Origin of the sequence: Algibacter pacificus, from assembly GCF_008033385.1 — a bacterium.
Classification (GTDB): Bacteria; Bacteroidota; Bacteroidia; order Flavobacteriales; family Flavobacteriaceae; genus Algibacter; species Algibacter pacificus.
Genome location: NZ_VOGY01000013.1, coordinates 102,500 through 128,437 on the forward strand (window position 1 = coordinate 102,500; position 25,938 = coordinate 128,437).

Below are 25,938 nucleotides of genomic sequence, written 5' to 3' on the forward strand. Positions count from 1 at the left end.
ATAAAAAATTATTCTTTAAGCCAACTTGAATATTTAATATAATTATCGGCAATACGATTAATTTCGCCCGAAATTAATTCTTCACTAATATCTTTCACTTTTTTAGCAGGAACACCCGCATAAATACTACCCGATTCTACATGCGTATTTTTGGTTACTACCGCACCTGCTGCAATAATACTGTTGCTTTCTACAACACAATCGTCCATAATAATACTCCCCATACCCACTAAAACATTGTCTTGAATAGTACAACCATGCACAATAGCGTTATGCCCAATAGACACGTTATTACCAATGTTGGTAGGCGATTTAAGATATGTAGCATGTATTACAGCGCCGTCTTGTACATTCACTTTGTTGCCCATTTTTATATAATGCACATCGCCACGAATTACAGCACTAAACCAAATACTGCACTGTGTTCCTACAGTAACATCGCCAACAACTACGGCGTTTTCGGCTAAATAGCAATCGCTTGAGATTTGTGGTGATTTTCCGTTAATAGTTTTTATTATAGCCATAATATTTGTTTTTTATGTTATTTTTTTGAAGAAATTCCTTGCTAATTTATTTAAAAAAAGACAATAATTGCACTTTTCTGGAAGCAGAAACCATAATTTATTTCCCATGACTAAGTAATACACTTCCGCCTTTACCTTTTAGATATATTTCAGTATAATTATCATTCGCTTTGCTATTTAAAATTTCAAAATTAACATCGCGAACCTAAAGTGACGGCGCCCACAAACCGACATACTTATAACAAATAAATCCCGCCAAATACTGGTGGGATCTATTTATATATTCTCTATTATATTTCTATTTTTAATTAACCGCTGGACAATTACAACTGTATCGTTCTTTTTTACAATTAAAATTGTAACCTAAAGTAAATTGATGAAATCCACCGTTAGTAAACACGAGGGAATTGGATTGATAGGTATACGTATATGCCACCATCAACTGGTTAAAATTAACACCTAAAAGTGGGGTTATTTGCTGTAGTTTTTGTTTTTTTTGCTCATTACTCCCTGTTAAATATTCGGCACCATCACTACTATTACGGAAAGAAACACCGCCCCATATTTTACCAAACTCCATGGTTTTATATACTTTTGCATTAATATCTATTCCGGCTTCTTTTGTTGCGTCGCGATACTTAAGCATTACAGAAGGCTCATAACTCCAAGAGCTACCATATTTACCAAACACACCCCCTATTGAGAGCAAGTAACGTCTTAAATTACTGGTAATATTTTGATCGCTATTTATACCTGCATTTTTAATTAAATTCTTTACGGTACCATGCGCGTAATAATCTAAAAACTGATATGAAAACCCAAAATCTAAATTAAGATTAGTTTCACTTTGTATTGTACCTGTAATTGATGGATCTGGACCATCGAATAGAAAGGATGTTTCGTCTAATTTATATTGAATCATACCTACACTCAAACCAAATGAAAGCATATTTAAATCGAGTTCCGAGCGCGAAAACATTAGATGATGTGCATAGGTAGCATAAACCCCCGTTTGAGAATGATATCCGTTTTGGTCGGTATATAGAATAGCTCCAACCGCAGATGGCGTATCTCCTACCCTACTGTTAATACTCATAGTGAGCAACTTTGGGGCATCCTCATGCCCAAACCACTGCTGTCTGGCGGTAAGCCTAAGTTTAGCACAGTTTGCAGCTCCGGCCATGGATGGATGAATTAAATAATAATTATCGGTTAAGTAGTCGGTATAAATTGGCAATCCTTCTTGAGAGGTTGCAACGTTGGAAAATAACATTGCCATAAGTACCATTAAAACATATTGTATTTTCATAATTTAAATTTGGGGCTATATCGTACAATATACACTTTTAATTATAACAATTTTGCTATAAAAATATATTTAAAATGTTAGTTAGGTTCACTTTTAGGTTAGGGCAACAAAACTCAAATATATGGATAACTAAAGTTTTCTTTTAGTATTTTTGTAAAAAAAAAGTTAATAATGAGTAATTTCAAGGTTTCTATTAAGGAAACATCTAACGATAATATTGTAAAATTTGAGTTAAATCAATTTATTACAAAGTACCAAAGTTTTGAATTTAACAACATTGACGAGGCTAAAACCTCACCTTTAGCCCAACAATTATTTTATTTACCCTTTGTAAAAAAAGTTTACATTTCTGGAAATTTTATTGCAGTAGAGCGCTATAGCATTGTAGACTGGAGCGATGTACAAGATGAAATGGCAGAACAAATTGAAGCCTATTTAAATGATGGTGGTATAGTTGTAGAGGAAAGTACTGCTCCAAAAAAAGTACCAGTTACTGTATACGCTGAAAGCACACCAAATCCTGCCGTTATAAAGTTTGTGGCTAACAAGAAAATAGTTGCTGCGCTTTTTGAATTCACGTCTATAGATGAAGCTAAACTATCACCATTAGCTACAGAGTTGTTTCATTTTCCTTTTGTAAAAAGTGTTTTTCTTGATGAAAATTATGTATCAATCACCAAATATGATATTGCTGAATGGGATAGTATAACATTAGAACTTCGTGAGTTTATTAGAAGTTATATTGAAGATGGAAAAGAAATCGTTTTACCAGAAGCTATAGAAACACTAAAAAAATCTACTGAACAAGTAGATACGCATTTTGACACACTTGATGACACTTCAAAAGAAATAATAAATATTATTGAAGAATACGTAAAACCTGCTGTAGCTAGTGATGGTGGAAATATTCAGTTTATTTCATACGACGAAAGCTCTAAAAACGTAAGCGTGCTTTTACAAGGCGCTTGTAGTGGTTGCCCTTCGTCTACTTACACTTTAAAAAGTGGTATTGAAAATATGTTAAAAGAAATGCTCCCTGGAAAAATTTCTATGGTAGAAGCTATTAATGGCTAAAATAAATTTAAAATAACATGTATAAAAAACGTTCTTACAAATAGAGCGTTTTTTTATCTCTAATATTAAAATTATAAATAAAACTCTTACGCTTATTTTTACAAATATCGTTGCCTTAGAACATTTTTATTTTTTAAAATTAAAAATGTTTTTTTAGACTAAACCAAGAACAGTAAAACCCTTTAAAATAAAAGGTAAAACCTTTGTTGAAGACACTAAAGCACATGAGGCAAACCAATGGTTTCAGAATAGTTTTATTGCTGTAATTATAGTGTTTGCTCTATTTAAATAAAACCAATATTTCATACTTTTATTTCTGATTTTTGTGACTATTTATGGTATTTATGGGTCTAACTCTACAAAGCGAATTAAACTTTTTTATGGCAATCTATTCCTGTAAATATTGCACTTATAATGAGTTTAATTTAATATTTTTTTATCATAAAATTTAAACAAACACATTATTAGTTTTTAATTTTGCAGAACAAATAAAATAAACAAAAATTATGAATTTAGAAAGTATTGACACAGAAAAATGGATTGATTTAGGTCTAGATTATGGTCTTAAAATAATAGGGGCTATACTTATTTGGATTATTGGCTCTTGGGTAATTAAAAAAATACTAAAAGCCGCAAAAAAAATAATGTCTAAAGGTAAATATGATGAGAGCCTTCAAAAATTCTTACTAAACCTTTGTGGCTGGGCTTTAAAAATTATTTTAATTATTGTAGTTTTAGGAACTGTTGGTGTAGCCACCACATCATTTGCAGCCATTATCGCCGCCGCAGGTTTAGCTGTTGGTATGGCACTTCAAGGGTCTTTAGGGAATTTTGCTGGAGGTGTTTTAATTATGATTTTTAAACCTATAAAAATAGGCGATTTAATAGAAGCCCAAGGTGAAATTGGTGTTGTTAAAGAAATTGAAATTTTCACAACCAAATTAACAGGTCTATCAAACAAAGAAATTATTATTCCTAACGGATCTTTATCTAACGGAAATATTATTAATTATTCTACTGAAGGAACTCGTCGTGTAGACTTAACATTTGGCGTAGGTTACGATTCTGATATTAAGAAAACCAAACAAGTATTAATGGATGTTTTAACATCACACCCAAAAGTATTGCAAACACCTACACCAACTGTAAATGTATCGGAATTAGCAGATAGCTCAATAAACTTTGCAGTTAGACCTTGGTGTAAAACAGCAGATTACTGGGATGTTTATTTTGATATTACTGAAAACGTAAAAGAAGCCCTAGATGCCGCTGGAATTGAAATTCCTTACCCACATCAAGTTGAAATACACAAAGAAGGATAAGCCTTTAGGTTTAACTTATTAATTGAAAAAGCCCAAATAGTTTTAATTACTATTTGGGCTTTTTTGTGTAAAAAGAGTATTGATTTTAGTGTTACTTTGTTTTTGGTTTCGGTTTTAATGCCACAAAATCTTTTAAATAATACGGTTCAAAATAGGCCACATCTTCAAAATCGTTATTATTAAATTTATGGAACGCAAGCACACTCATGTCATTTGCCGACGGTAATTTACCCTCAACAAAAATAGCATTCGGATGGTTTATGAGTGTCTTAGTTTTTTCAACACCATTGCCAATAAAATAGACGTTTCCGTTCTGTAAATTTTCCGCGAAAGCGTTTTCATCTAAAATTTGGGCTTGAGTTTCTCTAATTTCTTTATAATTTGAATCGTAAATGGCTGAATACACTTCCATACGTCGAGCATCCAACATCGAAATAACAATACCATGCTCTAATTTTACTTGATGCGCAAGCGCTTCTAAAGTAGGAACCGCAATTAATGGTTTATCTAAAGCAAAACAAAGCCCTTTTGCCGCCGAAACTCCAATACGCAAGCCCGTATAAGACCCTGGACCTTTACTAATGGCTATCGCGCTTAAATCTACACTCTTAATCCCTGCTTCTTTTAAGGCTTCGTCTATATAAACATGAAGTCTTTCGGCATGCGAATAACTTTTATCGTTATCCTCTTTTAAAACTACAGTTTTCCCATTTTTTGAAATGGAGACCGAACAATTAGTCGTTGCTGTTTCTATATTTAATATGAATATACTCATGGTGTCATTATCATTGGAAGTGCAAAAATATTGTTTTTATTATTAGAAAGATATCACGGCACTATAAAAAGTAAAAAGGCCATCATTTACTAAAAATGATAGCCTTAATTTATGATTTAAAATTAAACTAATCCATCAAGGATTTACCAATATAAAAATCTAATACTTTAGTTTTAAAAACGAAATCGTATTTCGCGTTTATTAACGACGACTCCGCATTTATAAGTTGCACACGAGCTTGTTCTAATTCAAAAGCCGTCATGACTCCAATATCAAAACGTTCTTTGGAATTATTAAAAGCTAAGGTTTGATATTCCAAAGATTTTTTGGCGGCCACATAAGCTTTTAACCCCGCCTGAGCATCGGTATAGGCGCGCTGAATATTGGACTCTAAATCAATTTTAGCTTGCTCTAAACGCAACTTAAAATTATCTTCTTGAATTTTTGCTTTGGCAACATTCGTTTTATTTTGAAATCTTGAAAAGATAGGAATACTAACTCCTAAATTAAAACTATGCCCTTTATTGTTATCCAACTGATCAAAAAAAGCAGCTTCATTATCCGATAAATTAGAATAAAACGCATTAGCACCAAAACCATAACTTAATGAAACCGACGGCAAGTAACCACCTTTCGATATCTCTGTATTTAACTCGGCACTTTCAATATTTTTTTCAGCTATTTTAATTTCATTTCTATTTTCTAAAGCATAATTTAAAACAGGATCTACACTATCATACATCACCGCTTCCGATGGCGTATTAACATCGATAATTTCAACATTAAAACCTTTGTAAGGCACTTGAAGCAATTGGGACAGTGATAATAAAGCCAAATTAAAATTATTTTCTGCCAAGGTAACTTGCTGTGCATCGCGACTTAACGTAGCCTCAGCATCATATACATTGGCTTTGGGTTGTGCTCCAGCATCCACTAAACTTTTAACCTGCTCTAGTTGTTTTTCACTAAACTGAAATTGTGCCTCGGCTGTTTCTAAATTTTCTTTATTAAAAAGCACATTTAAATAAGCGTTGACCACATTAAGTGAAATATCATCTTTAATACGATTAAGCTCTAACTCGTTAGTCTCACGATTTAAAAACGCCGATTTTTTATTGTTTAAATTTCTAAAACCATTAAAAACGGTTTGAGATACACTAAGCCCTAGATTTGTTGAATGACTCGTTCTATTTGCAAAAATACCTTCTGCAACTAAAGATGTCCCTAAACTTAAACCCTGAGATGCGCTTGCACTTAGCGATGGCAAAAACTGCCCCTTAGCCGCAATAATGTCTTGATTATTGGTAAGCAGGGTGTTTTCGGCTTGCTTAACCGTAATATTATGCTCCAAAGCATGGTTGACACAAGCTTCCAAAGTCCACAATTTTTCTTGTGAAAATGAGATTGCCGACCAACATAAAAACGCTAGAGATAGTATTTTTATAAAAATGCTTATCGAAGTATTATTCATTATCTTCTTCATCTTCATTATCTTTTGATGCTTTATTCCACACTTTAATGTTATCGCCCTCTTTAACGCCTTCAGTTATTTCAACATTTATCCCATCGGAAATCCCTAACTCTACATCGACTTTTTTGTATTTATTATCTCCTTCAGCTATTTCCACAAATGGTTTTTCGGTAATTCTATTATATTGCAATAAGGCTTCTCTAATCGCTAACACACTATCTTTAGATTCAATATCAATCTCGGCATTGGCACTATACCCCGCACGAATATTAGTGGTAGAATCTATCTCAACATCGGCTTTTATAGTAAACTGAACCGCGCCATTTTCTTCAATCCCTTTTGGAGCTACAAACGTTAATGTGGCTGGGAATTCTTTATTCGCGATAGCACCCAAAATCACTTTAATGACTTTACCTTCTTTTAATTTTCCAACTTCAGCTTCATCAACTTTACCTTCAAAAATCATTAAACTCATATCGGCAATCGTAGCAATAGTGGTTCCCGCGTTGAAATTATTACTTTGAATCACTTGATCGCCTTCACGTACAGGAATTTCTAAAATAGTTCCCGGAATTTGCGCCACAATATTGGTATTTGCTGAGCTTCCACCAGAAATAGATCCGCGTTTTATAATTTGATAATCGTTTTGCGCTTGTCTATACGTTTCATTGGCTTGATTATAGGACAATTCACTATTTTCAAAATCTTGTTTAGAAATCACCCCTTTATCAAAAAGGGCTTTATTTCTATTGTACAATACCTTGGCATTTTCAAAAGATAATTTGGTTGATGAAATCCGGCTTTTAGCACTCACCAAACTCTGCTCGTTTGGCACCACTCTAATGGTAGCAATTAAATCGCCTCTTTTTACCTTATCGCCTTCTTCTACTAAAATTTTATCGACAATACCTGGAATTTGAGGTTTTAACTCAATTTCCTCTTCGGGATTTAATTTTCCGGTAGCGACTGCTTTTGTATTAATGGAAGTGTAAAAAGGTGATTCTACCTTAAACTCTTCAATATCTTTAGAATTTGCATCCTTAAAATATTTTAACACAAAGGCTAATAGTAAAACAACTACTATTACTGCAATGATTTTTACTGTTTTATTCATTTTTTTTGATTGTTTATTCTTCTCTTAATGCTTCAATAGGTTTAATACTGGTTGCTTTGGTTGCAGGTATTAGTCCGATTAATGTTCCTAATATTACTAATATGATTAACGCGATAAATACCACGGCAATAGATACGGATGCGTTAACTAATGCGGCATCGGCACCTTGACCAAAAAGATGATCGAGTATAATTAAAATTAAACCGCCAGAAATAATACCAAACATTCCTGCCACCAAGGTTAGGAAAACAGCTTCTACTACAATTTGTCTTTTAATTTCAAATGGTGTTGCGCCTAGTGCGCGGCGTACTCCAATTTCTTTGGTACGCTCTTTTACGGTAATTAATAGAATATTCCCAATAGCAAACACACCGGCTATTAAAGTGGCAATACCCACAAACCAAGTTAAAAACTGCATACCTGTTAAAAAGCCTGTAACCTTTCCAAATTGTTTTCCGGCATTGGCACTTCCAAAAGCACGATTATCTTCGGGGTGAATTTTATTTAAATTTTTCAATAATAAAGTAGCATCCTCTTCAATTTGAACAATATCATATTCTGGTTTCCCAGTAATCATCATCCAGCCTATTTGATCCCCTTCATTATAAACCTGCTGAAATGTGGTAAAAGGAATATGAATATCAATGGATGGCCCCATACTTATATTAGGCACTTCAAACAGCCCTACGACTTTATAATTAATACTATTTATTTGAATATACTCACCGATAGCTTCTTCATCCTTTTGAAAAATTTGTTTATAAATTTCATCGGAAATAACAGCGACTTTCTTTCTGTCGTCAATATCACTTTGATTGATAAAACGCCCGTGAATTAATTTTTTCTTTTCAACTTGATCCAATAATGGATAATCGCCTGCAATACTAAAACTACCCGAAAGAAAATTTCTAACCACCAAGGATTGATTCTGATTTCTAGGCACCACAAATTCTACGCCGTCAACATTTTCCGCTACTTTTCTTGTATCACTTAACGACAACCTGACGCGTCGACCTTCTTGAAAACCTTTAAAAGGCATACCTGTTTTCTCTCCCCAAAGAAAAACACTATTGGTTGCAAAATCTCCAAATAATCTATTAAACGAATTCTCTAAACCACGAGCCGACCCTAATAAACCAATCAGTAACAAAATACCCCACCAAACACCAACCATGGTTAAAATAGACCGCAGTTTGTTTTTGCTTAAGCTATCGAAAACTTCTTGCCAAGTATCTCTTTCTAATAAAAATCTAAACATAGTTAATCGTCTCTTAAAGCTACAATAGGCTTAATTTGTGATGCTTTTTTTGCTGGTAAATATCCCGCAATGGCACCTGCTATTATTAATGTAATGGTAGCACCAGCAACTAAGCTATTACTTACACCGGGATCTTTTATAAAATAATCTTTTAAAACAGGAGTGGCTAACTCTAAAACGCCCATTCCAACCAGTAAACCTACATAACCCGCAATCGCTGTGATAATAATGGATTCTATTAAAATAATAGATACTATGGATCTTGGAGATGCTCCTAAGGCTTTACGAATTCCGATTTCTTTGGTACGTTCTTTTACAATAAAAATCATGATATTACTAATACCAACAATACCCGCGATTAGCGTTCCAAAACCAATAACCAGAATAATTACTGATAAACTAGCCGTCATCATATCTACTTTTTGAGTGCCTTGTGCCATATTCCGAATTCGAATAGCACGTTGATCACTACTTGCCACATCAAACCTTTCTTTTAATTTATTTTCTAACGACATTCCAAAAGCAAGGGCTTGGGCCGAACTCATCTCCGGATTAAAAGTTAAATGCATAAAATCCACCAGATCATTATTCCCATAAACACGCTGAATAGTCGATATAGGAATATAAATAATGCTTTCTTCACTATCCCCTTCATCATCTGTAAAAACCCCCACTACTTTATATTGAATACCACTAAGATTAATATATTTACCAATAGCAGTTTCCTTAAAAAATAATTCTTCTTCAACCTTTTTTCCAATAACAACAACCTTGGCTTTATTATTTATATCATTTTGATTAATATAACGCCCTTCCTTAACCACGTTATTTTCAATAAACATGAATTCTGGGTAAATTCCCCGAAGCTGATAATCATTCTTTTCACCTTTAAAAGAAGCTGTAACACTCTTATTAACTTTAGAAGTTATAAACTGAACTTTATCGCCGTAAGTGTCTTTTATAAACTCACGATCTTCATTTTTAAACTGAATACGTCTACCCACTTGCAAACCTTTATTGGCTTTAGTGGTTCGGCCAGGATAAATTATAATAGAGTTATTAGCATCGGTTCCAAATGCTTCTTGGAAAGTGTTTTGTAATCCATTGGCAATACCAAATAAAATAGCGAATAGCAAAATAGCAAATGCCACAGTAAACCCAGAGAGCAAACTACGGGTTCTATTCATATTAATACTTTGGAATATTTCTCGCCAGAGATCTAAATCAAACATAAAGTTGTGCTCTAACCTGTTCTACCATTTTATCTTCGATAATAATACCATCTCTAAGTCTAACGTTGCGCTTACACATGGCAGCAATATCTTCCTCGTGAGTCACCATTAAAATCGTTTTTCCTTCATCGTTTAAATGCTGAATAAACTCCATAATTTCATGGGAAGTTTTAGTATCTAAAGCACCCGTTGGCTCATCGGCAAGTAATAATTTGGGATCTGCCGCTAAAGCACGAGCAATAGCCACACGTTGTTTTTGTCCACCCGAAAGTTCTTTTGGTAAATGTTTAGCCCAATCGGCTAAGCCTACCTTCTCTAAATGAAACATAGCCAACTCTAAACGTTCCTTTCGTTTCATCCCTTGATAATATAACGGAAGCGCCACATTTTCTAGTGCGCTTTTATAATTTATTAAATTGAAGGATTGAAAAATAAAACCTAAAAATTTATTTCTATAAATAGCCGCTTTTTTTTCAGTTAGGTTTTTAATGGGTAGTCCATCTAGAATATAGTCACCTTGATCAGCTTCATCCAGCATACCGATTATATTTAGTAATGTGGATTTTCCAGAACCCGAGGATCCCATAATCGCTACCATTTCACCTTCTTTTACAGAAAGATCGATGCCTTTTAAAACATGTAAACTGGAATCTCCTATAGGATAGGATTTGTGTAATTGACGAATTTCTAACATATTTCTTGATTGATTAAGCATTCCTTTAGGTTAAAAACGAAAGCTTTTTAATATGACTAGTAAAGCAAAGAAATGTTACATCATTTGCTTAAAAAAAAATCATAAATTTTTTTTTAACAGTAACCAAACCCAATTACAAAAACTAAATATCAAATACCTAAGCTGTTTTTTTATTGTATTTATAATAAATAGCGAAAGCTATACCTGCAACAAGAATATATGGAATCGCCATTAAATACACAATACCATCATTAATACTTTTCGCTGTGCCTTGCCCTTCTTCACTTTCTAAAACGGCGCGACACATGGCGCATTGCGCATTAGTTTCTAAAAACATGAAACAGCTAAACACCAAGAATATGATTTTATTTTTCATAATAATAAAACTCTCAAAAGACATTAATAATACGGCGAAATCATAACATAAACAATCACTCCAGTAATAGCAACATAAAGCCATAATGGAAAAGTGATTTTTGCTATTTTTTTATGACGTTCAATATTATTGGTTATTCCTCTTACAAAAGTAATTAACACAAAAGGAATTACGACAATAGAAAGTAGAATATGCGTAATTAGTATAAAATAATAGAATACTTTAACCATACCCTCGCCTCCAAACTTAGTAGAATCGCTCGTCATATGATAGGCAACATATAATACTAAAAACAATGCAGATAACACTATGGCAAACTTCATCAATAATTCATGATTTTTCCGTTCCCCTTTTTTTATTTGAAATACTGCTAACAACAAAACTAATGCGGTTATCGCATTTATAGTAGCATAAATAGGTGGTAAAAACACAGGCAATTCCATATCTATTTTAACACCAAATAAAATAGCAACCACCACAGGGATCACAATAGAAAGCCCAATTATTAACTTGTTATACTTCTTTTCGTTTTGAAGATTATTTTGCTTATTCATTTAGTAACTTTTTTATATCTGCTTTTAAGGCACTTATCTCTTCTTTAATACCATCGTCGTCTACTTTTTCGCTTTCCGATGCAATACCACGGTAATAAATAATTGGGTTGCCGTAATCGTCTTTTCTAGAACGAATAAACCCATTTTTATCTATTAATGCAAAGTTTCCCGAGTGCTCAAAACCACCAGCGACATTTTCGGCTTCGGCAGCATATAAATTAAATCCTTCATTGGCCAATTTATAAATAGCCTCTTTTTCACCAGTCATTAAGTTCCAATTTGGGTTTGTAATCCCATAATTTTCAGCGTAAGTTTTTAAAACTTCTTGGGTGTCATGAGCTGGGTTTATGGTATATGACGCCACCCCAAAATCTTCAAAACCTTTAAAAGCATTCTGTATTTGAACTAAATTCTTGTTCATTCTTGGGCAAATAGTAGGGCATGTTGTAAAAAAGAATTCAATAATGTACACTTTACCTTCGTAATCTTTATTTGTAATTGTTTTACCATCTTGGTTAATAAAAGAAAACTCTGGCACTTTTTTAGCGACGCCATTAATTTCAACAAAGGCTAAGTCGGACATTTTTTTCACCTCTGGTTTTTCGTAACTCCGATCTGTTTGTCGAGAAACATCATCATTAGAAATTCTTTTCTCTATTTCCGGAATAACAATAATCCCAAAAACCAAAATAACAAAAGCGATACCAATGTATGAATAGTTGTTCTTTTTCTTCATCTTAAAATTTATTTTGATATTCCTTTTAAATCTCTTGCGCGTCTAATTTCTGAATTAAATTCCCCCTTACGTTTCTGTCTATATTCGGTAAAAACAATACGTAAATCGTCACTCATTTTGTTTTTAATCTCGGCAACTTCAACACAGTTATAACCGCTTAAACCATAAACGGCAGTTCCTTTTCCTAATTCATTATCGGTTCTATCATCGATACGTCCTCGCTGGTTTAAGTCTTTATCAATTATAAACACATCATGGCTGGACAAATCGGTATTTAGTTCGGTTCTACTTTTCAAACTAAAGTATATCCTTTTAATATCTGTTGGATTGCCATAAACAAAATGCCAGAACCTAATATCGTCATAGCTGTTCACTTCAGCTTTAAGCTTAGTTACTTCGGCCTCAGTTCCTTTAGGCATAACAATTACAATTTGAAATTTTTTAAAACCTTTAAATTTATCGTAAATTAATTCTTTTAAGTTCGATGCTTCAATGGTTTTACTCATAGGTTTTTCACCTAAAAAACCTAAAATGGTAATATGATCTTTTAAAACAATAGGTTCCTCCACATCCGATGTAAAAGCCTCTAAATCTAAAACGCCTGCCTTTACAATATCCAAAGGTTGGTAATTGTGTGTAGAAGGATACAGCATTAATAAAAACGCCACAGGAAGAAAAAACAAAACTCCTAATATAGCATAGCTACCTACTTTTTTTTTATTCATAATTCATCGCGTTTTTAACGCTATTTACAGGTTGCAAAAATAAAAAAAGACGACCTAATAACCGTTTATACTTTGTTAATTTATCTAAATAAACTGGCTAAAAAAAAAGAATCCCACCATACAGTGGGATTCTTTTTTATTCAATTAGAAAACGAACTATTAAAATGTAAGTTTTACTAAAAATCTCTTTTTATATAACCAGTATCATATACTCGAAAAATATACCCACCTTCTTGTAATAAAATAAAAATTAAATATACAATTAAGCCTATACCTATCCATACTACCGCACGACGCAAACCCGGAGTTTCATCACGCATGTGCATAAAATCCCAAGTAATATAATATGCCTTTACAATTGTTAAAATTATAAAAATCCAGTTTAAGGCTTTCATACCTAAAACATATCCCATTAAAATTTCAGGTTTAATAATACCTAATATAACTTCAACTATAGTTACTAAACTAAGGAAAATTAAAACACCCCAAATTTTTGCAGTGTTAGATTTAAACTTAACTAAACCTTTAAATATTTCTAATTTATGTTCGTGTGCCATTTTAAATGCTTTTTATATATCCTATTTAAAGGAACTGAAACTATTTATTTTATTATACTAAGTAGAAGAATGTAAACACAAATACCCAAACTAAATCTACAAAGTGCCAATATAATCCCACTTTTTCTACCATTTCATAACTTTTACGTCTTTCGTAAGTTCCTAATAATACATTAAAGAAAATAATGATATTAATAATCACCCCAGATAATACGTGAAAACCGTGAAACCCTGTAATAAAGAAAAAGAAATCGGCAAATAACGGCGCCCCATATTCGTTAACATGCAAGTTTGCACCTTCAACATACAATGTCCCATTATTTTTTAAAGCCTTTAAGGAATGATCTCTACTTAAAACAATTTTATCCCCTGTCTCTTCATCTATGTAATGCGTGCGTACCAAAATATTTTCATGAGCTTCTAAACCTTTATAAATCTCATTAACATCAAAAGCAGGTAACGCTCCTTCACTTTGAAACCAAATTCCATTTTTACTTTCGTGGGCAGTTCTTTCTTTATGTGTATCTACAACAGCAAAATCTTTAACCGCAATACGTTTAAAAACCTGCTCACCATCTTGCTCAACATACTCACCAAACTGTAAAATATTACCGCCTTTAGTTTGTACCGCACCATATTCACCCTTAATAAAAGTATTCCATTCCCAAGCTTGAGAACCCAAGAAAATAATACCACCTATTACAGTTAAAAACATGTAAATAGTTACTTTACCTTTATTTAAATGGTGTCCTGCATCTACCGCTAACACCATCGTAACCGACGACATAATAAGTATAAACGTCATAAACGCCACATAATACATAGGAGCATTTACCCCGTGTAAAAAAGGAAAGTGAGTAAACACCTCATCGGCAATTGGCCAGGCATCAATAAATTTAAATCTAGAAAATCCGTAGGCTGCTAAAAACCCCGAAAACGTTAAGGCATCAGAAACAATGAAAAACCACATCATCATTTTTCCGTAACTTGCTTTTAGTGGCTCATTGGCACCTCCCCAAGTTTTACCTTCTACTACTGCTGTACTCATATATAAGTTGGTTGTTATTTAAAAGTTCGACAAAAATAATCAATTTATTTATCTAATAAAATATGAAGCAATAAAAATTAAAATTATCCCATATTACGACTAAAAATTACTTTGGGCGTTCCCCAAGGGTCGGGCTTTCACTACTCAATCTTTTTGTTTTATTAAGAAAACAAAAAGGATTTCAAACAAGCCGTTCAATCCCTAACGCAAAACAACCGCTATGTTTTTACCATACATTAAACCAAAACCATATTTGGAAGTCTATCACCAAAACAGCTTTAAAAACAAGTGATAACAAAAAAATAGGCCTAAAAAAACTACCCTACAAAGTATAAAAATAAAAATAAATACACCCAAAGAATATCTATAAAATGCCAGAACGTGGTTGCTAATTCAAAACCTAACATATTGGTAGCGCTGTATCTTTGTTTAAAATGATTATAAATTACAACCAACAAACAAATTAACCCAGCTACAACATGTAAAATATGCACCAAAGCAATTAAATAAATGTACGACATGGTTACATTACTCGTTGGCCCTGTAAAATTATAACCCAAATCTATTATTTGTCGAAACCCAGAAAATTGGTTATAAATAAAAATAATTCCCAATGCCAAAGTTACCAACAACCACAAACTCGTAGCCTTATTTTGCCCTTTTTTTAATGCGTTTTTTGCTAATAAAAACGTGATACTACTTACCACAATAACAACAGTGCTAATAATAAAAGCATTTGGCAATCTAAAATCGGTTAACCAATCTGGTCGCGAGCTACTTACTATAAAAGCACTTGTCCAGCCCATAAAAGACATGATTAACGAAATAATACCAAACCAAAGCATCATTTTTTTTGCTCTGCCGTGTTTTTCCTCTGTTGTTCCTTGAGTTAAATCCATGATTAACTTATAAATTTATCGATAACATAAATAATTTGCACCAACGTAATGTATGTCACACTCGACAACATCAGCTCCTTAGCCGATTTTTCAGTCATTTTTTTAAATAATTGAATAGCATAATACAACATGCCTAAACCACAAATAAAAACAATAACTGCCGCCAGTACAGACAAATGCAAACGTCCCGTAAAACCAAACACAGGAATTATTGAAATTATAATAGTCCAAATCGTATACATAATAATTTGTACCGCCGTACCGCGATCCTGTTTCCCTGTCGGTAACATAAAAAAACCACCACGTTTATAGTCTTCAAACAAAAACCAACCAATCGCCCAAAAATGTGGAAATTGCCAGAAAAATTGCAAAGCAAATAAAGTACCCGGTTCCATTCCAAAATTATTGGTAGCCGCGACCCAACCTAACATAAACGGGATCGCACCTGGAATAGCACCAACAAAAACAGAAATAGGTGTTTTTGTTTTTAAAGGCGTATAAACACAGGTATATATAAATATAGAAATAGCCCCAAACATAGCTGTTCGCTTGTTTATACTATACAAAATAGCTATTCCTAAAATGGTAAAAATAGTTGCAATTGCAAAAGCCGTATTCACAGACATACGCCCCGCAGGAATAGGTCTATTTTTTGTTCTTTCCATTAAGGCATCCAAATCTTTTTCAATAATTTGGTTATAAGCGTTTGATGCGCCCACCATAAAATAACCACCAAAAGCCAAAAGGATTAAAGTTTTTATATCTACAGTTTCTACCCCCAATAAATAACCTGCAAGTGAAGAAAACACGACGCTTATTGCTAATCGCATTTTTGTTATTTCCTTAAAATCTGAAATTAAACCCGGATTTTCTATAGTTGTTCTCGATCTACCCAAACTTCTCTGTAATAGTGCATTTTATATTGCGAGTGCAAAGATACTCTATATTAATAATTTGAGCAATGTTGATAGCATTTTTAATATCTTTATCAGAAAGTAAAAACCAGAAAACATGAAAAACATCAAATGAACTCTAAATGTATGCTTCTTTTTTCAACATTTCAATTTTGGACTTACTATATTTTAGATTAGACACAAAGTTGCGAGATTTAAAGCTACATAATTTAGCTTTGAATTATGAAAAAAGGAATAGAAGTGAGTTATCCTCGTGGTAACTTAAAGCAAATATGCAAAAGAACTGAATACACTGGATATTCCTAATATCTATTTTAGCCTTTGCGTCGCGAATTAAAAAATTACGGTAAGAACAGTTTTCCAAAATATGACAAGCCAAAATTAACAAATACGCAAAAAGAAATCGGTTTACTAAAAAAGCATTTAACAGATATTTAAGAAGAACATGAGATATTAAAAAAGATGATCAAGAAAACATCCAAAAACGGTATTTTATCCTCTTAGATATTAAATCTCCAAGGACAATAAATAAAATTTAGATTTATAAAACACCATAAATTTAAGCTTTCAGATAAGAAAAAGTGTAAGGTTTTTAAAGTTATGGATCTCAAGGAATATAAACAGCATATTTAAAATCTCAGATTAATTTTTAACTTGAAATTTTAAATATGAGATAATGTCTAATAAAAGAAGAGTACACTCTACTTTTGGGTATAAACTATTAATGAAGCAGCAAAATCTGTTATAAAAATCCCGTTGCTCCATTTATTGTTAACACTAACGTATGTCATTTCAAGGTAGTATCAATTTTGGGATGTATTATAATGATGCAGAGTATCCTAATTATAAATTATAAAAAGATCTATCATTTTCATACTCCGAACATCCTACCCAAAACTGATTACCATCATCATCAAATTTAAAAACAAACTCTTCTTTACCTCTGGAATTATTTTTTAGTAAGTACAATACATTTTTGGGTATTGATTTGTAATATAATACAGTATCGGTAGCCTTTTTTTCCCCTAAAGAAATCCATTTTTTATCCCAATAATGTAATTCATAATTGTCTCCTACATTAATATGGTTACCATCATTTCTCGCTTGAATTTCGAAACCAAAAATTTCCTTGGGCTCATTAAAAGCATAGGTTATTGATAAAAATTTTCTTTCAACATATGACAATTCATTATCATCAATTACATTGGTGTGATCATCAGGCTCTTCTTCATTGTTTATGAGTAACTTATTCCATTTTTTTACAACATCACCATGTTTATTGTCTAATAATTTAAAAGCTGCTAAGCTAACCTTTCTGCCATATTTCTTAGCATTAAACCTAAAAAACTTATATTTCTTTGCGCCTTCAAAATAAAACTTAATGTTTTGTGTACTCTTGAATTTTGAAATTGTATCTAAATTGATATAATATTCATCTGAATCAATATTTGATCCTTGAATTATGGCTCCATTTAAATCCTCAATTCTTCTGTATTTTTGCTTTTTTGATTTAATTCTAAAAGGCGGATATTTCCTTAATAATTTTGCTTTTTCAAGTACGGTTTCATCATTATTAAAAAAAACAACTTTTCCATCCTTAGTAAGTTCAAAAGGATAGTTAATAGGTGTATCTGGGTCATTAACATAAGGGAAGTAAATAATATTGTTTCCCATATTTTTAAAAAAGACACTATTATTCTTAATCTTTTCAGCAGTTGCAATCTTAAATAGGCTTTTGTTATTATCATAAATTCCTAAATATATATTATTATTATTGTTTAGTTTATCAACATTCCAAATAATAGGAATAGTAACATCAAAAACATCTCTATATAAATGAGTTACTTCATAGGGAGGTTCTTGTTTTTTATGATAATGCTGCCTGTAAACTTTAGGAGTACTACTAAACTTAAACGTTTTTTCTAAATCAAAATACACAGGGCCACTATTTAAAGCTCTTTGACTGCCATTATTCAAATAAAAAACCCATGTATGAGCTCCTCCACTTCTATTTGTATTTCCTAACTTGGTAGTATAATCAACACCTGCTGGAATACCTATAGCCCTAAGAATATATACAATATAATTAGTTATATCAGTACAATCTGCAATCTTAATATGGTTTATTTGAGAAAATGAATATGGGTAATTATAAGTAGGATGGCGTTTTGACACCACTCGAAATCTATTGATGTCATATATTTTCGCTACCACGTCATCCAAAGAATTCGTTTTTAACGAATCATATACCCATGAATACTCTTCATATAATTCTTTTCTTTTATTAACTTCAATAGGTTCTTGACCAACTCTATAAGGTAATATGTAATATAAAAAATCATCAAAATTTTCACATAAATTTAAAGGCATTTTTTTATGAGCTGTAAACGCTAATTCAATATTATCTATCAAAAATTGTGAGTCTATGTATTTCAAATCATAGTGTAAAATTGGTGATGTATCTAATGTTCTGTTGTTTTTTGTTATTGAATCTAGCAACACCCCAAGCTTAGCATACGTGGAGTCTTTTGGATTTTTCTCTCGGGGGTTTTCTCTTATCTGTCTTTCACGTTCTTTACCAGCTAATACAAATGCTTCATCAAAAATTTTATTTCCTTTTTTAAAAGAATGATAGGGCATATTTTCTATCAAATAATAAGCAGATTTAAGCTTTAAACTATCATTAGGTTTCTTGTTGTATTTATTTATCACTTTTAAAAGCTCGCTTTTATTTTCTCCTGCTAATGAAAGTGCTTGTTTTACTTCTTTTGGAAGGTTTCCTTTACTGCAAGAGCAAAAAGTTAAACTAAAAATAAATACTATACCTAATCTTTTAAATATCATTTTTGGTCGTGTTTTTTAGTCTATACTTTTTAATAGACGATTCCATTGAAATTTGTTTTTATAATTCGAGAATAATACACATTGTACTTTGCCAATAATGTTTTCTTCTGGTAAAAAGCCCCATACTCTAGAATCTGAACTTGCTTTTCTATTATCACCCATCATAAAATAATAGTTTTTTTTAAAGGTATAGGTTGTTGTTATTTCACCGTTAACATAAAATTTACCTTCATCATGTTTTATGTTCACTTTTTCAAATTTGTTAATGGTTTTCTCATACAACAAATAATTTTCGTAATTTAAATTAATTTGTAACCCTTTTTTTGGTATAACAAAAGGCCCCATAGTATCGAAGGTCCAGTTTTTGTTGGGTAATTTTGCTAAAAACTTCCTTTTGGGTCTATAAGGGTCTAAACTTATTTGGAAATTCTCAATGCTTTCTAAGTTTTTAATCTTTTCTACCTCATCCTGTGACAATATGGCTTTCAAGTAGTTATTATGACGAATGACACTAAATTTAATATGTCCCAAATTTAAAGAGTCAATGGCGTTATCAAAAACCGTTTTATGCTTTACCTTAAATTTATACCTATATTTTGCTGCTTCAACTTTAAAAACTTTACTATTGTTATAAACTATTCCGTTTTTTATCTGTAAAGTATCGCCAGCAACAGCAACACATCGTTTTACTAAAATAAAGTCTTTTCTAAAAAGAGAGTTAAAAACGATAACATCGCCTTTTTTAATAGTGTCTATACCAGAAAACCTTTTATAAGGCCACCAATACTCTTTAAACCGTTTTCTTGCGTTTTCGTTATAGTAGTAGGCTATGTTTATAAAAAGAATATCAAAAGGTGAACGTGGTAGTCGCGGACCATATTTTAGTTTATTTACTAGAATAATGTCCTTGGGAAACAAAGTGTTTTCCATAGAAGAACTTGGGATTCTAAATACTCCGAAAACGAATATTTTAAAACTTAAAATAACTAAGATTAGAAATAATAACCTTAAAATAAATTTAAGTGCTTTTTTACAATAACTATTTTTAATCAGGGTTAAGAACTTGTTGATTAAAAAATAAACGAAACATAATACTACTAAAAATATAAAAAACCAGAGTTTTCCTGTTATTAAGATGAATCGCAAAAAAAACAAAATTAGATAGTGTTTGTTCTTTATGTTAGAAAAGCTAATTGTCTTCAAACTTTATATATTAATGGATAGTAAGTTGGTTATTGACATCTTTAAGACTGAAATTCACCATATTATTTAATAAAAATCCTACTTTTTTAACTTAAAAAAATAGCAGAAAAGAACAAACGTTTTAGTTTAGCCCTTAGCTGCTATTTTATATACTCTAGTTTTTTAGAAAGTCATTATTTATTAATGATTTGTTTAATAGAAAAAATAAAAAGACCTAAAAAGCCAGCAGTTCCTAATAGGGACGCATAAAATTTCCAACTATCAAAGCTGTTCGGAATTCCTTTTTCTATAAATAGAAATAAACTTTTAAAAAATAGAATTCCCATAATTATAAACATAATCCTAATTCGTCTATTTTCATTTTTTTTCATGATTATCTTTTTTGTTTTTAATTTTCACATAAGTAAATAAAAAACAGAAAGAGAGAATAAAACCTGTAACTATTTGAAATATTTTTAAATACAAAATCCCTTTTTGTTGAGGAAAACCGTTTTTAATAATAAACCCAGTATCAACTCCTGCGAATCCGGCTAATAAGCAGAATAGGAGCAAGTATATAATCGGGTACTTCATCCAAAAATTTTTCATGTCTATCATTTTTAAATATCATCACAAGCTAGTCCTACAGAAACAGAGGCATCATCATTAGAACCATCTTCATAACCATTTCCATAGGCATCTTGAAGTTGATACCAGTCTGACCATGAAACTCCATCACCTGAATTAGAAGCAGGAACTACTATCACTATTTCAGCGAGTACCTCTACTTCACCATTGGCATGCGCTATTTTTGTTAAATCTAAAAGGCTAGTATTACTAAAGGCCATTGTTGTTCCAGTTTTTATTTTTTTGGGTCTATACTCAGACTTTCCGGGTAAATAACCAGTTCTTACTAGCTTATTCATTTCTTTAAGCCCATAGTAATTAAATGCAATCATTTGATGCAACACCTCCCGCTCTCCTTCTGGAACTAAGTCGTCAACTCTTAGGTTGATAGCAGCAAGTTTATCCATAAATGCAAGTGCCGATTTACTGTGGGTTCTTGCATATTCAATGGCGTTAAGCGCACGTTGTTGCATGGTAGTTAGTGTCTGCTGTTTAGTCTTTTTATTCTTTTGCATAAAAGAAACGTTCTTTTCTTGCATCATCAGTATCTCGTCTTTAGGTATAGCATACTTCTTACCAATGACTTCTAAGGTTATATCAGAAGAAACTTTTTGTACACTCGGTAGTGTTACTTAAATCAATGTTGTCTTTCTTTATCTTCTTTGTTGTTTTGCTCAAACTTTCAGCAAAAAGGTTACCTAGCTCAATATCAGATTTACTAAAATTTGGTTTAACTCCATTATAATATATGTCCTCAAACTCTTGTTTATCAGAGCAAGAATTAAATACCATAAACATTGCAATAAATGCTAAATAAATTATTTTTGAAAAATTTTATCTTGATTTTTCAAAAGTCTTGAAGGAAATACTACTTTTGCAGAATATCAAATCGTTTTATGACTTCATAAACGATTAAGTCAATAAAATTAAAAACTTCCTCTGGGTGTTGTTTTTTATTTATGTCATTGGCATGAATTTTTAGTTAAACAATTTGTGATTATATTTTTTAACCTAATATGCTCAGAGGTTTTATAATTTTTGTTGATTTCCCAAAATTAAAACCTCACAGGGACAAATTCTGTCACTTTGCTATTTTTTTTAGAAGATATTTACTACTTTCTTAAAGATGTATTGTGGTTTTTCCGTAATACCCATGTCTTTTTCAAGGTATACTAAAATTCATGTTCTACTTTAGAGGTTTTAATAGTCTCCACTCTTTTGGCTTTTTATTTTTACTACATGAAAAGAAAACTAAACCTAAAACAAATACTATCAGCAACTTTTTATTTATCATTATATTTATTTTATAAATTTTAATATTAGGTATAATACTCCCATTTCAAACTCTCTTACTTGTCCTTAAGAATAAAGGCAAATAGAAAAATATCCCTATCAAAGAAAAAATTAGCCCTCCAATAGAACCCACTGCAAACGAAAACCAAAAGGCTTCATTTTGCCCATGCCAAACAAAAGGTATTAATCCTACAATCGTAGATACTATAGTTAACACTACAGGAATTATTTTATAATTAAATGCCTTGAAGTATAGGGAGCTATTGTTTCTATTTGGGTAATCCTTTTTTAAATTATTAAAATCATTAATAATGTATAATGCTGAATTTACACTTATACCACAAAGCAAAATAAAGGACGCATAACCTCCCTGATCAAAATTAAAATCGAATAGATAGAACGTTAAAAACACGCCAATGAATGAAATAGGAATCATACTAATTATTGCAAAGGGCTGTTTTAATGATTCTAAAAGAGTGGCACAAATAAAAAATATAATAGCGATGACTATAAATAAATAATAATATTGTGTTTTTTCTTTTTTATTCCAACGTCTATACTTTTGTTCAAAAACTTTATAACCAAGTGGTAGCTTAGGTTCAAAGTTTTCAACGGCATTTTCTCTTACTTTTTGAGCCAATTGTGTTGTTCCTAAAAAATCGTAAGCAACGGTTAAACTGTATTGCTGATTGCTCTTTTTAATAGTATTTCCTGTTTTCTTTTTTTCTATGGACGCTAATTGGTTTAACTTATATTGCTTATTCTGAATAGTTATTGGTGTATTTTTTAAGTCCCAAACATTAAACTTTTTGTATTTATCTGAAACTAACTTTACATGTTGTAATTCATTATTATTTGTTATCGGTGCGAGACGTCCAGAATGGACTTGACTTTTTAAGTAGCCATATAATTGATTTTGAGACACATTAGCAAGTGCCAGTTTATTGGTATCAAAGTCTAAATAATACTCATACAAAGCATTATCTCGCCAACTCCCGCTAGTTATTTCTACATCTTTAACACGTGAATTTGAACCATCAATTAATTGCTGTTGCAATTGTTCTGCATACCCATACAATTTATCATAATTATAACCTTCTAAAATAATCCTATTTTGTTTGGAGCCCGTCCCTAAGGCATTTGAAAATCCTCTACCAACACCAGTAACCGCCCAATCTAATCCGCCAAGACTAATGGCTTTAGATTCCAGTAAACTTTTTAAAGTGTATGGGAAGCCACTAAACTCATGATCCTCTTTAAAGTAAATGGAAATATTAGAATTTCTATAACTCGATATACGTGTTTCAAACAATTCAATTTCATCAAATCGACTTAAATAAGATTCCATTTTATTGATGGCTTCATTAAGTTGTTGAATAGTACATCCATCAGGCATTTTACCCGTAACTCGTAATGTGGTTCTTTCAGGTTCAGAATAATGAGAATTTTCAAAAACATCTTCAGTAAACAACCTTAAAGCACCTCCAATTATTTTTTCTAAAGTGGGTCTTACATCATTAGCAAACCATTCTGTTCCTATACTTTTATTATAAATATTTATGTAAAAATCATCACCATCTAGTTCTTTTGGTAATAAATGAAAAGGAATACCGAAACCTAATATAAAAATTAAGATAAACGCCCATTTATAGCGTGGTCTTTTCATCCAAAAAATAATTCGTGAATAAAAATTCGTGAATCTTATAATGCTTCTTTTGCGTTTCCTTGAAAATTTAATACGCTTCTTAGATACATGCATTTTATCTAACAGTGCTGGCACATAATATAACGACACCAATAAAGATACGCCTATATTTATAGCAATTACCATAGCAAAATCCAATAAATCTGCTTGTTGGCTTTCTTCTAATAAAAAGATAATCATTAGTGCGCCTATAGTTGTTAATGTTGCTGCTAAAATGGCCAAAAACGCTCTTTTATTCCCCTTATTCCTTATATGATCAATCATGATGATACTATTATCGATAATAATCCCAAAAGAAATAGTAATGCCTGCAAAAGAATATAATTGTAGTTCTACTTTAAATAGGTAATAAAAAATAACTGCAATCAGAAGATTTGTAATAATGCTTAGAAACAAAACAGCTAGGTATTTAAAACTTCTATTAATAATTAGAATTAGAACTAACAAAATAAGAAACGAAAACAGTGTCCGCTTTTGAATCTTTTGCAATTCTTCAACCACATATTTTGTCGTGTCATGTGTTAACTTTATACTATAGCCCGTATCTAAAGTTTGATTTAAATCTATAACTTTAGCTTTAACAGTATTTGCTAAATCAATGGTGTTCACGTCTTGTTCTGCATAAATGGTCATATTAATAGTATTCAAACCATTTATTCTATAATAACTAGTTACGTCAGCCGCCTTGTAAGTTACTTTTGCAATATTCCCTAAGTAAATAACTCTATTTGCTATCTTTTTTATAGGAATGGTATTCCAGTTTATTTCAGTTTCTGGTTTGTAAGCTAGGTTTAATGATAGTTCATGGTCAACGGAATTATTCGGTCTTTTAAAAACAGCATTCCCTAATTCTTGTGTGTTAAGATAGGTATTGATGGCACTTTGGATATCATTTACAGAAAGTTTTAGTTGATAAAGCACTTTGGTGTCATATACAATAACCCATTCAAAAGGGGCTGCACCATTAACATTTACTTTATTTACGCCCTTAATTGTGGATAGCTTAGGGAGTATATGCTGCTCCGCATATTTTTTAATATAATATGGACTTTCATTGGCATTGATGCTATAAGATAAAATAGGCGATTTATTTTCATTTGGTGCACTTAAAGAAAGGTTTGGATAACTTACACCATCTGGAAGTTCTGGATAGGATTGACGGATAAGGTTAGCTAATTCAAACCTTACCGCATCTAAATTGGTATTACTTTTGAATGTAATAGCTATATTGGCTCGTCCTTTATCAGAGGTAGAGCTAATTTTTTTTATGCCTTTAATGGTGTTGAAAACACCCTCTAATTTAGAGGTTACTTCTTGCTCTATAACTTTTGCAGAGGCATCTTGCCAACTATAGTTTACATTAATAGAGGGCTCGGTTTTTGAAGGTGTTAATTGAACGCTTAATAGCGGTATTAAACTTGCGCCAATAATTGACAGACATATAAATACGGTAATTATTGAGAATGAAGAAAATTTAAGTTTCATATATGACTCGATTTCTACAGTATTAATCTACACTTTTTAATAAACGATTCCATTGAAATTTATCTTTAAAATTAGAAAATAACACGCATTGTACCTTACCAATAATGTTTTCCTCAGGTAAAAAACCCCATGCTCTAGAATCTGCAGTTGCTTTTCTATTATCACCCATCATAAAATAATAGTTCTTCTTAAAAGTATAAGTTGAAGCTATTTTGCCGTC

At 31.6% G+C, this 25,938-nt stretch carries 24 protein-coding genes; 2 read left to right on the forward strand and 22 right to left on the reverse strand.

Annotated features, from left to right (window positions below):
• Positions 1-8: 8 nt before the first annotated feature.
• Both FQU21_RS15350 and FQU21_RS15355 read right to left on the reverse strand, forming a co-directional pair.
• On the reverse strand, positions 9-524 hold the full coding sequence (locus FQU21_RS15350) for a gamma carbonic anhydrase family protein (protein WP_147678891.1): 516 nt from the start codon (positions 522-524) through the stop codon (positions 9-11).
• A 304-nt stretch (positions 525-828) separates the two neighbouring features.
• Complete coding sequence (locus FQU21_RS15355) at positions 829-1,833, reverse strand: PorP/SprF family type IX secretion system membrane protein (RefSeq protein ID WP_147678892.1); 1,005 nt, start codon at positions 1,831-1,833, stop codon at positions 829-831.
• 171 nt (positions 1,834-2,004) lie between these two features.
• On the opposite strand from FQU21_RS15355, the gene FQU21_RS15360 reads away from it, so the two are divergent.
• Together FQU21_RS15360 and FQU21_RS15365 are read left to right on the forward strand one after the other, a co-directional pair.
• Positions 2,005-2,907, forward strand: coding sequence for a NifU family protein (locus FQU21_RS15360; RefSeq protein WP_147678893.1), 903 nt, complete (start codon positions 2,005-2,007; stop codon positions 2,905-2,907).
• 506 nt (positions 2,908-3,413) lie between these two features.
• Positions 3,414-4,229 carry a mechanosensitive ion channel family protein gene (locus FQU21_RS15365; RefSeq protein WP_147678894.1) on the forward strand — a complete coding sequence of 272 codons (816 nt, stop codon included), beginning with the start codon at positions 3,414-3,416 and terminating at the stop codon, positions 4,227-4,229.
• A gap of 91 nt (positions 4,230-4,320) precedes the next feature.
• Here FQU21_RS15365 and tsaB read toward each other — a convergent pair whose 3' ends face one another.
• The 20 genes from tsaB to FQU21_RS17495 form a co-directional block, all read right to left on the reverse strand.
• Positions 4,321-5,004, reverse strand: coding sequence for a tRNA (adenosine(37)-N6)-threonylcarbamoyltransferase complex dimerization subunit type 1 TsaB (gene tsaB, locus FQU21_RS15370; protein WP_147678895.1), 684 nt, complete (start codon positions 5,002-5,004; stop codon positions 4,321-4,323).
• Positions 5,005-5,131: 127 nt separating this feature from the next.
• A complete protein-coding gene (locus FQU21_RS15375; protein ID WP_187269400.1) occupies positions 5,132-6,487 on the reverse strand; it encodes a TolC family protein in 1,356 nt (451 codons plus the stop codon).
• The gene (locus FQU21_RS15380; protein ID WP_147678897.1) at positions 6,468-7,589 is read right to left on the reverse strand and encodes an efflux RND transporter periplasmic adaptor subunit; all 1,122 of its coding nucleotides are present in this window, start codon (positions 7,587-7,589) and stop codon (positions 6,468-6,470) included. Before FQU21_RS15380 ends, FQU21_RS15375 begins: the two co-directional genes overlap by 20 nt.
• A gap of 13 nt (positions 7,590-7,602) precedes the next feature.
• Positions 7,603-8,847, reverse strand: coding sequence for an ABC transporter permease (locus FQU21_RS15385; RefSeq protein WP_147678898.1), 1,245 nt, complete (start codon positions 8,845-8,847; stop codon positions 7,603-7,605).
• A gap of 2 nt (positions 8,848-8,849) precedes the next feature.
• Complete coding sequence (locus tag FQU21_RS15390; RefSeq protein WP_147678899.1) at positions 8,850-10,079, reverse strand: ABC transporter permease; 1,230 nt, start codon at positions 10,077-10,079, stop codon at positions 8,850-8,852.
• On the reverse strand, positions 10,072-10,773 hold the full coding sequence (locus FQU21_RS15395; RefSeq protein ID WP_147678918.1) for an ABC transporter ATP-binding protein: 702 nt from the start codon (positions 10,771-10,773) through the stop codon (positions 10,072-10,074). The genes FQU21_RS15390 and FQU21_RS15395 overlap by 8 nt, the downstream gene beginning before the upstream one ends.
• A 157-nt stretch (positions 10,774-10,930) precedes the next feature.
• Positions 10,931-11,149: a hypothetical protein gene (locus tag FQU21_RS15400; RefSeq protein ID WP_147678900.1), complete on the reverse strand. Its 219-nt coding sequence runs from the start codon at positions 11,147-11,149 to the stop codon at positions 10,931-10,933.
• Between the two features lie 23 nt (positions 11,150-11,172).
• On the reverse strand, positions 11,173-11,703 hold the full coding sequence (locus tag FQU21_RS15405; protein WP_147678901.1) for a DUF420 domain-containing protein: 531 nt from the start codon (positions 11,701-11,703) through the stop codon (positions 11,173-11,175).
• Entirely contained in the window at positions 11,696-12,439 is a 744-nt protein-coding gene (locus FQU21_RS15410) for an SCO family protein (RefSeq protein WP_147678902.1), read from the reverse strand. The genes FQU21_RS15405 and FQU21_RS15410 overlap by 8 nt, the downstream gene beginning before the upstream one ends.
• 8 nt (positions 12,440-12,447) lie before the next feature.
• Positions 12,448-13,164, reverse strand: coding sequence for a hypothetical protein (locus tag FQU21_RS15415; RefSeq protein ID WP_147678903.1), 717 nt, complete (start codon positions 13,162-13,164; stop codon positions 12,448-12,450).
• Positions 13,165-13,340: 176 nt separating this feature from the next.
• Complete coding sequence (locus FQU21_RS15420) at positions 13,341-13,721, reverse strand: cytochrome C oxidase subunit IV family protein (protein ID WP_147678904.1); 381 nt, start codon at positions 13,719-13,721, stop codon at positions 13,341-13,343.
• Between the two features lie 52 nt (positions 13,722-13,773).
• Positions 13,774-14,769, reverse strand: a complete 996-nt coding sequence (locus tag FQU21_RS15425) for a cytochrome c oxidase subunit 3 (RefSeq protein WP_147678905.1) — start codon at positions 14,767-14,769, stop codon at positions 13,774-13,776.
• Positions 14,770-15,086: 317 nt separating this feature from the next.
• Positions 15,087-15,668 (reverse strand): cytochrome c oxidase subunit 3, encoded by a 582-nt coding sequence (locus FQU21_RS15430; protein ID WP_147678906.1) that lies wholly within the window; start codon positions 15,666-15,668, stop codon positions 15,087-15,089.
• A 2-nt stretch (positions 15,669-15,670) separates the two neighbouring features.
• Positions 15,671-16,564: a heme o synthase gene (cyoE, locus tag FQU21_RS15435; protein ID WP_147678907.1), complete on the reverse strand. Its 894-nt coding sequence runs from the start codon at positions 16,562-16,564 to the stop codon at positions 15,671-15,673.
• Between the two features lie 861 nt (positions 16,565-17,425).
• Positions 17,426-19,426: a transglutaminase-like domain-containing protein gene (locus FQU21_RS15440; protein WP_147678908.1), complete on the reverse strand. Its 2,001-nt coding sequence runs from the start codon at positions 19,424-19,426 to the stop codon at positions 17,426-17,428.
• Positions 19,427-19,441: 15 nt separating this feature from the next.
• A complete protein-coding gene (gene lepB / locus FQU21_RS15445) occupies positions 19,442-20,629 on the reverse strand; it encodes a signal peptidase I (protein WP_147678909.1) in 1,188 nt (395 codons plus the stop codon).
• Between the two features lie 173 nt (positions 20,630-20,802).
• On the reverse strand, positions 20,803-21,000 hold the full coding sequence (locus FQU21_RS17490) for a hypothetical protein (RefSeq protein WP_187269402.1): 198 nt from the start codon (positions 20,998-21,000) through the stop codon (positions 20,803-20,805).
• Positions 21,001-21,228: 228 nt separating this feature from the next.
• Positions 21,229-21,708 (reverse strand): hypothetical protein, encoded by a 480-nt coding sequence (locus FQU21_RS15455; protein ID WP_147678911.1) that lies wholly within the window; start codon positions 21,706-21,708, stop codon positions 21,229-21,231.
• An 866-nt stretch (positions 21,709-22,574) separates the two neighbouring features.
• Positions 22,575-25,718: an efflux RND transporter permease subunit gene (locus FQU21_RS15460; protein WP_147678912.1), complete on the reverse strand. Its 3,144-nt coding sequence runs from the start codon at positions 25,716-25,718 to the stop codon at positions 22,575-22,577.
• Between the two features lie 22 nt (positions 25,719-25,740).
• Positions 25,741-25,938 (reverse strand): S26 family signal peptidase (locus tag FQU21_RS17495; protein WP_222708014.1); only part of this gene is annotated, 198 nt, incomplete at its 5' end.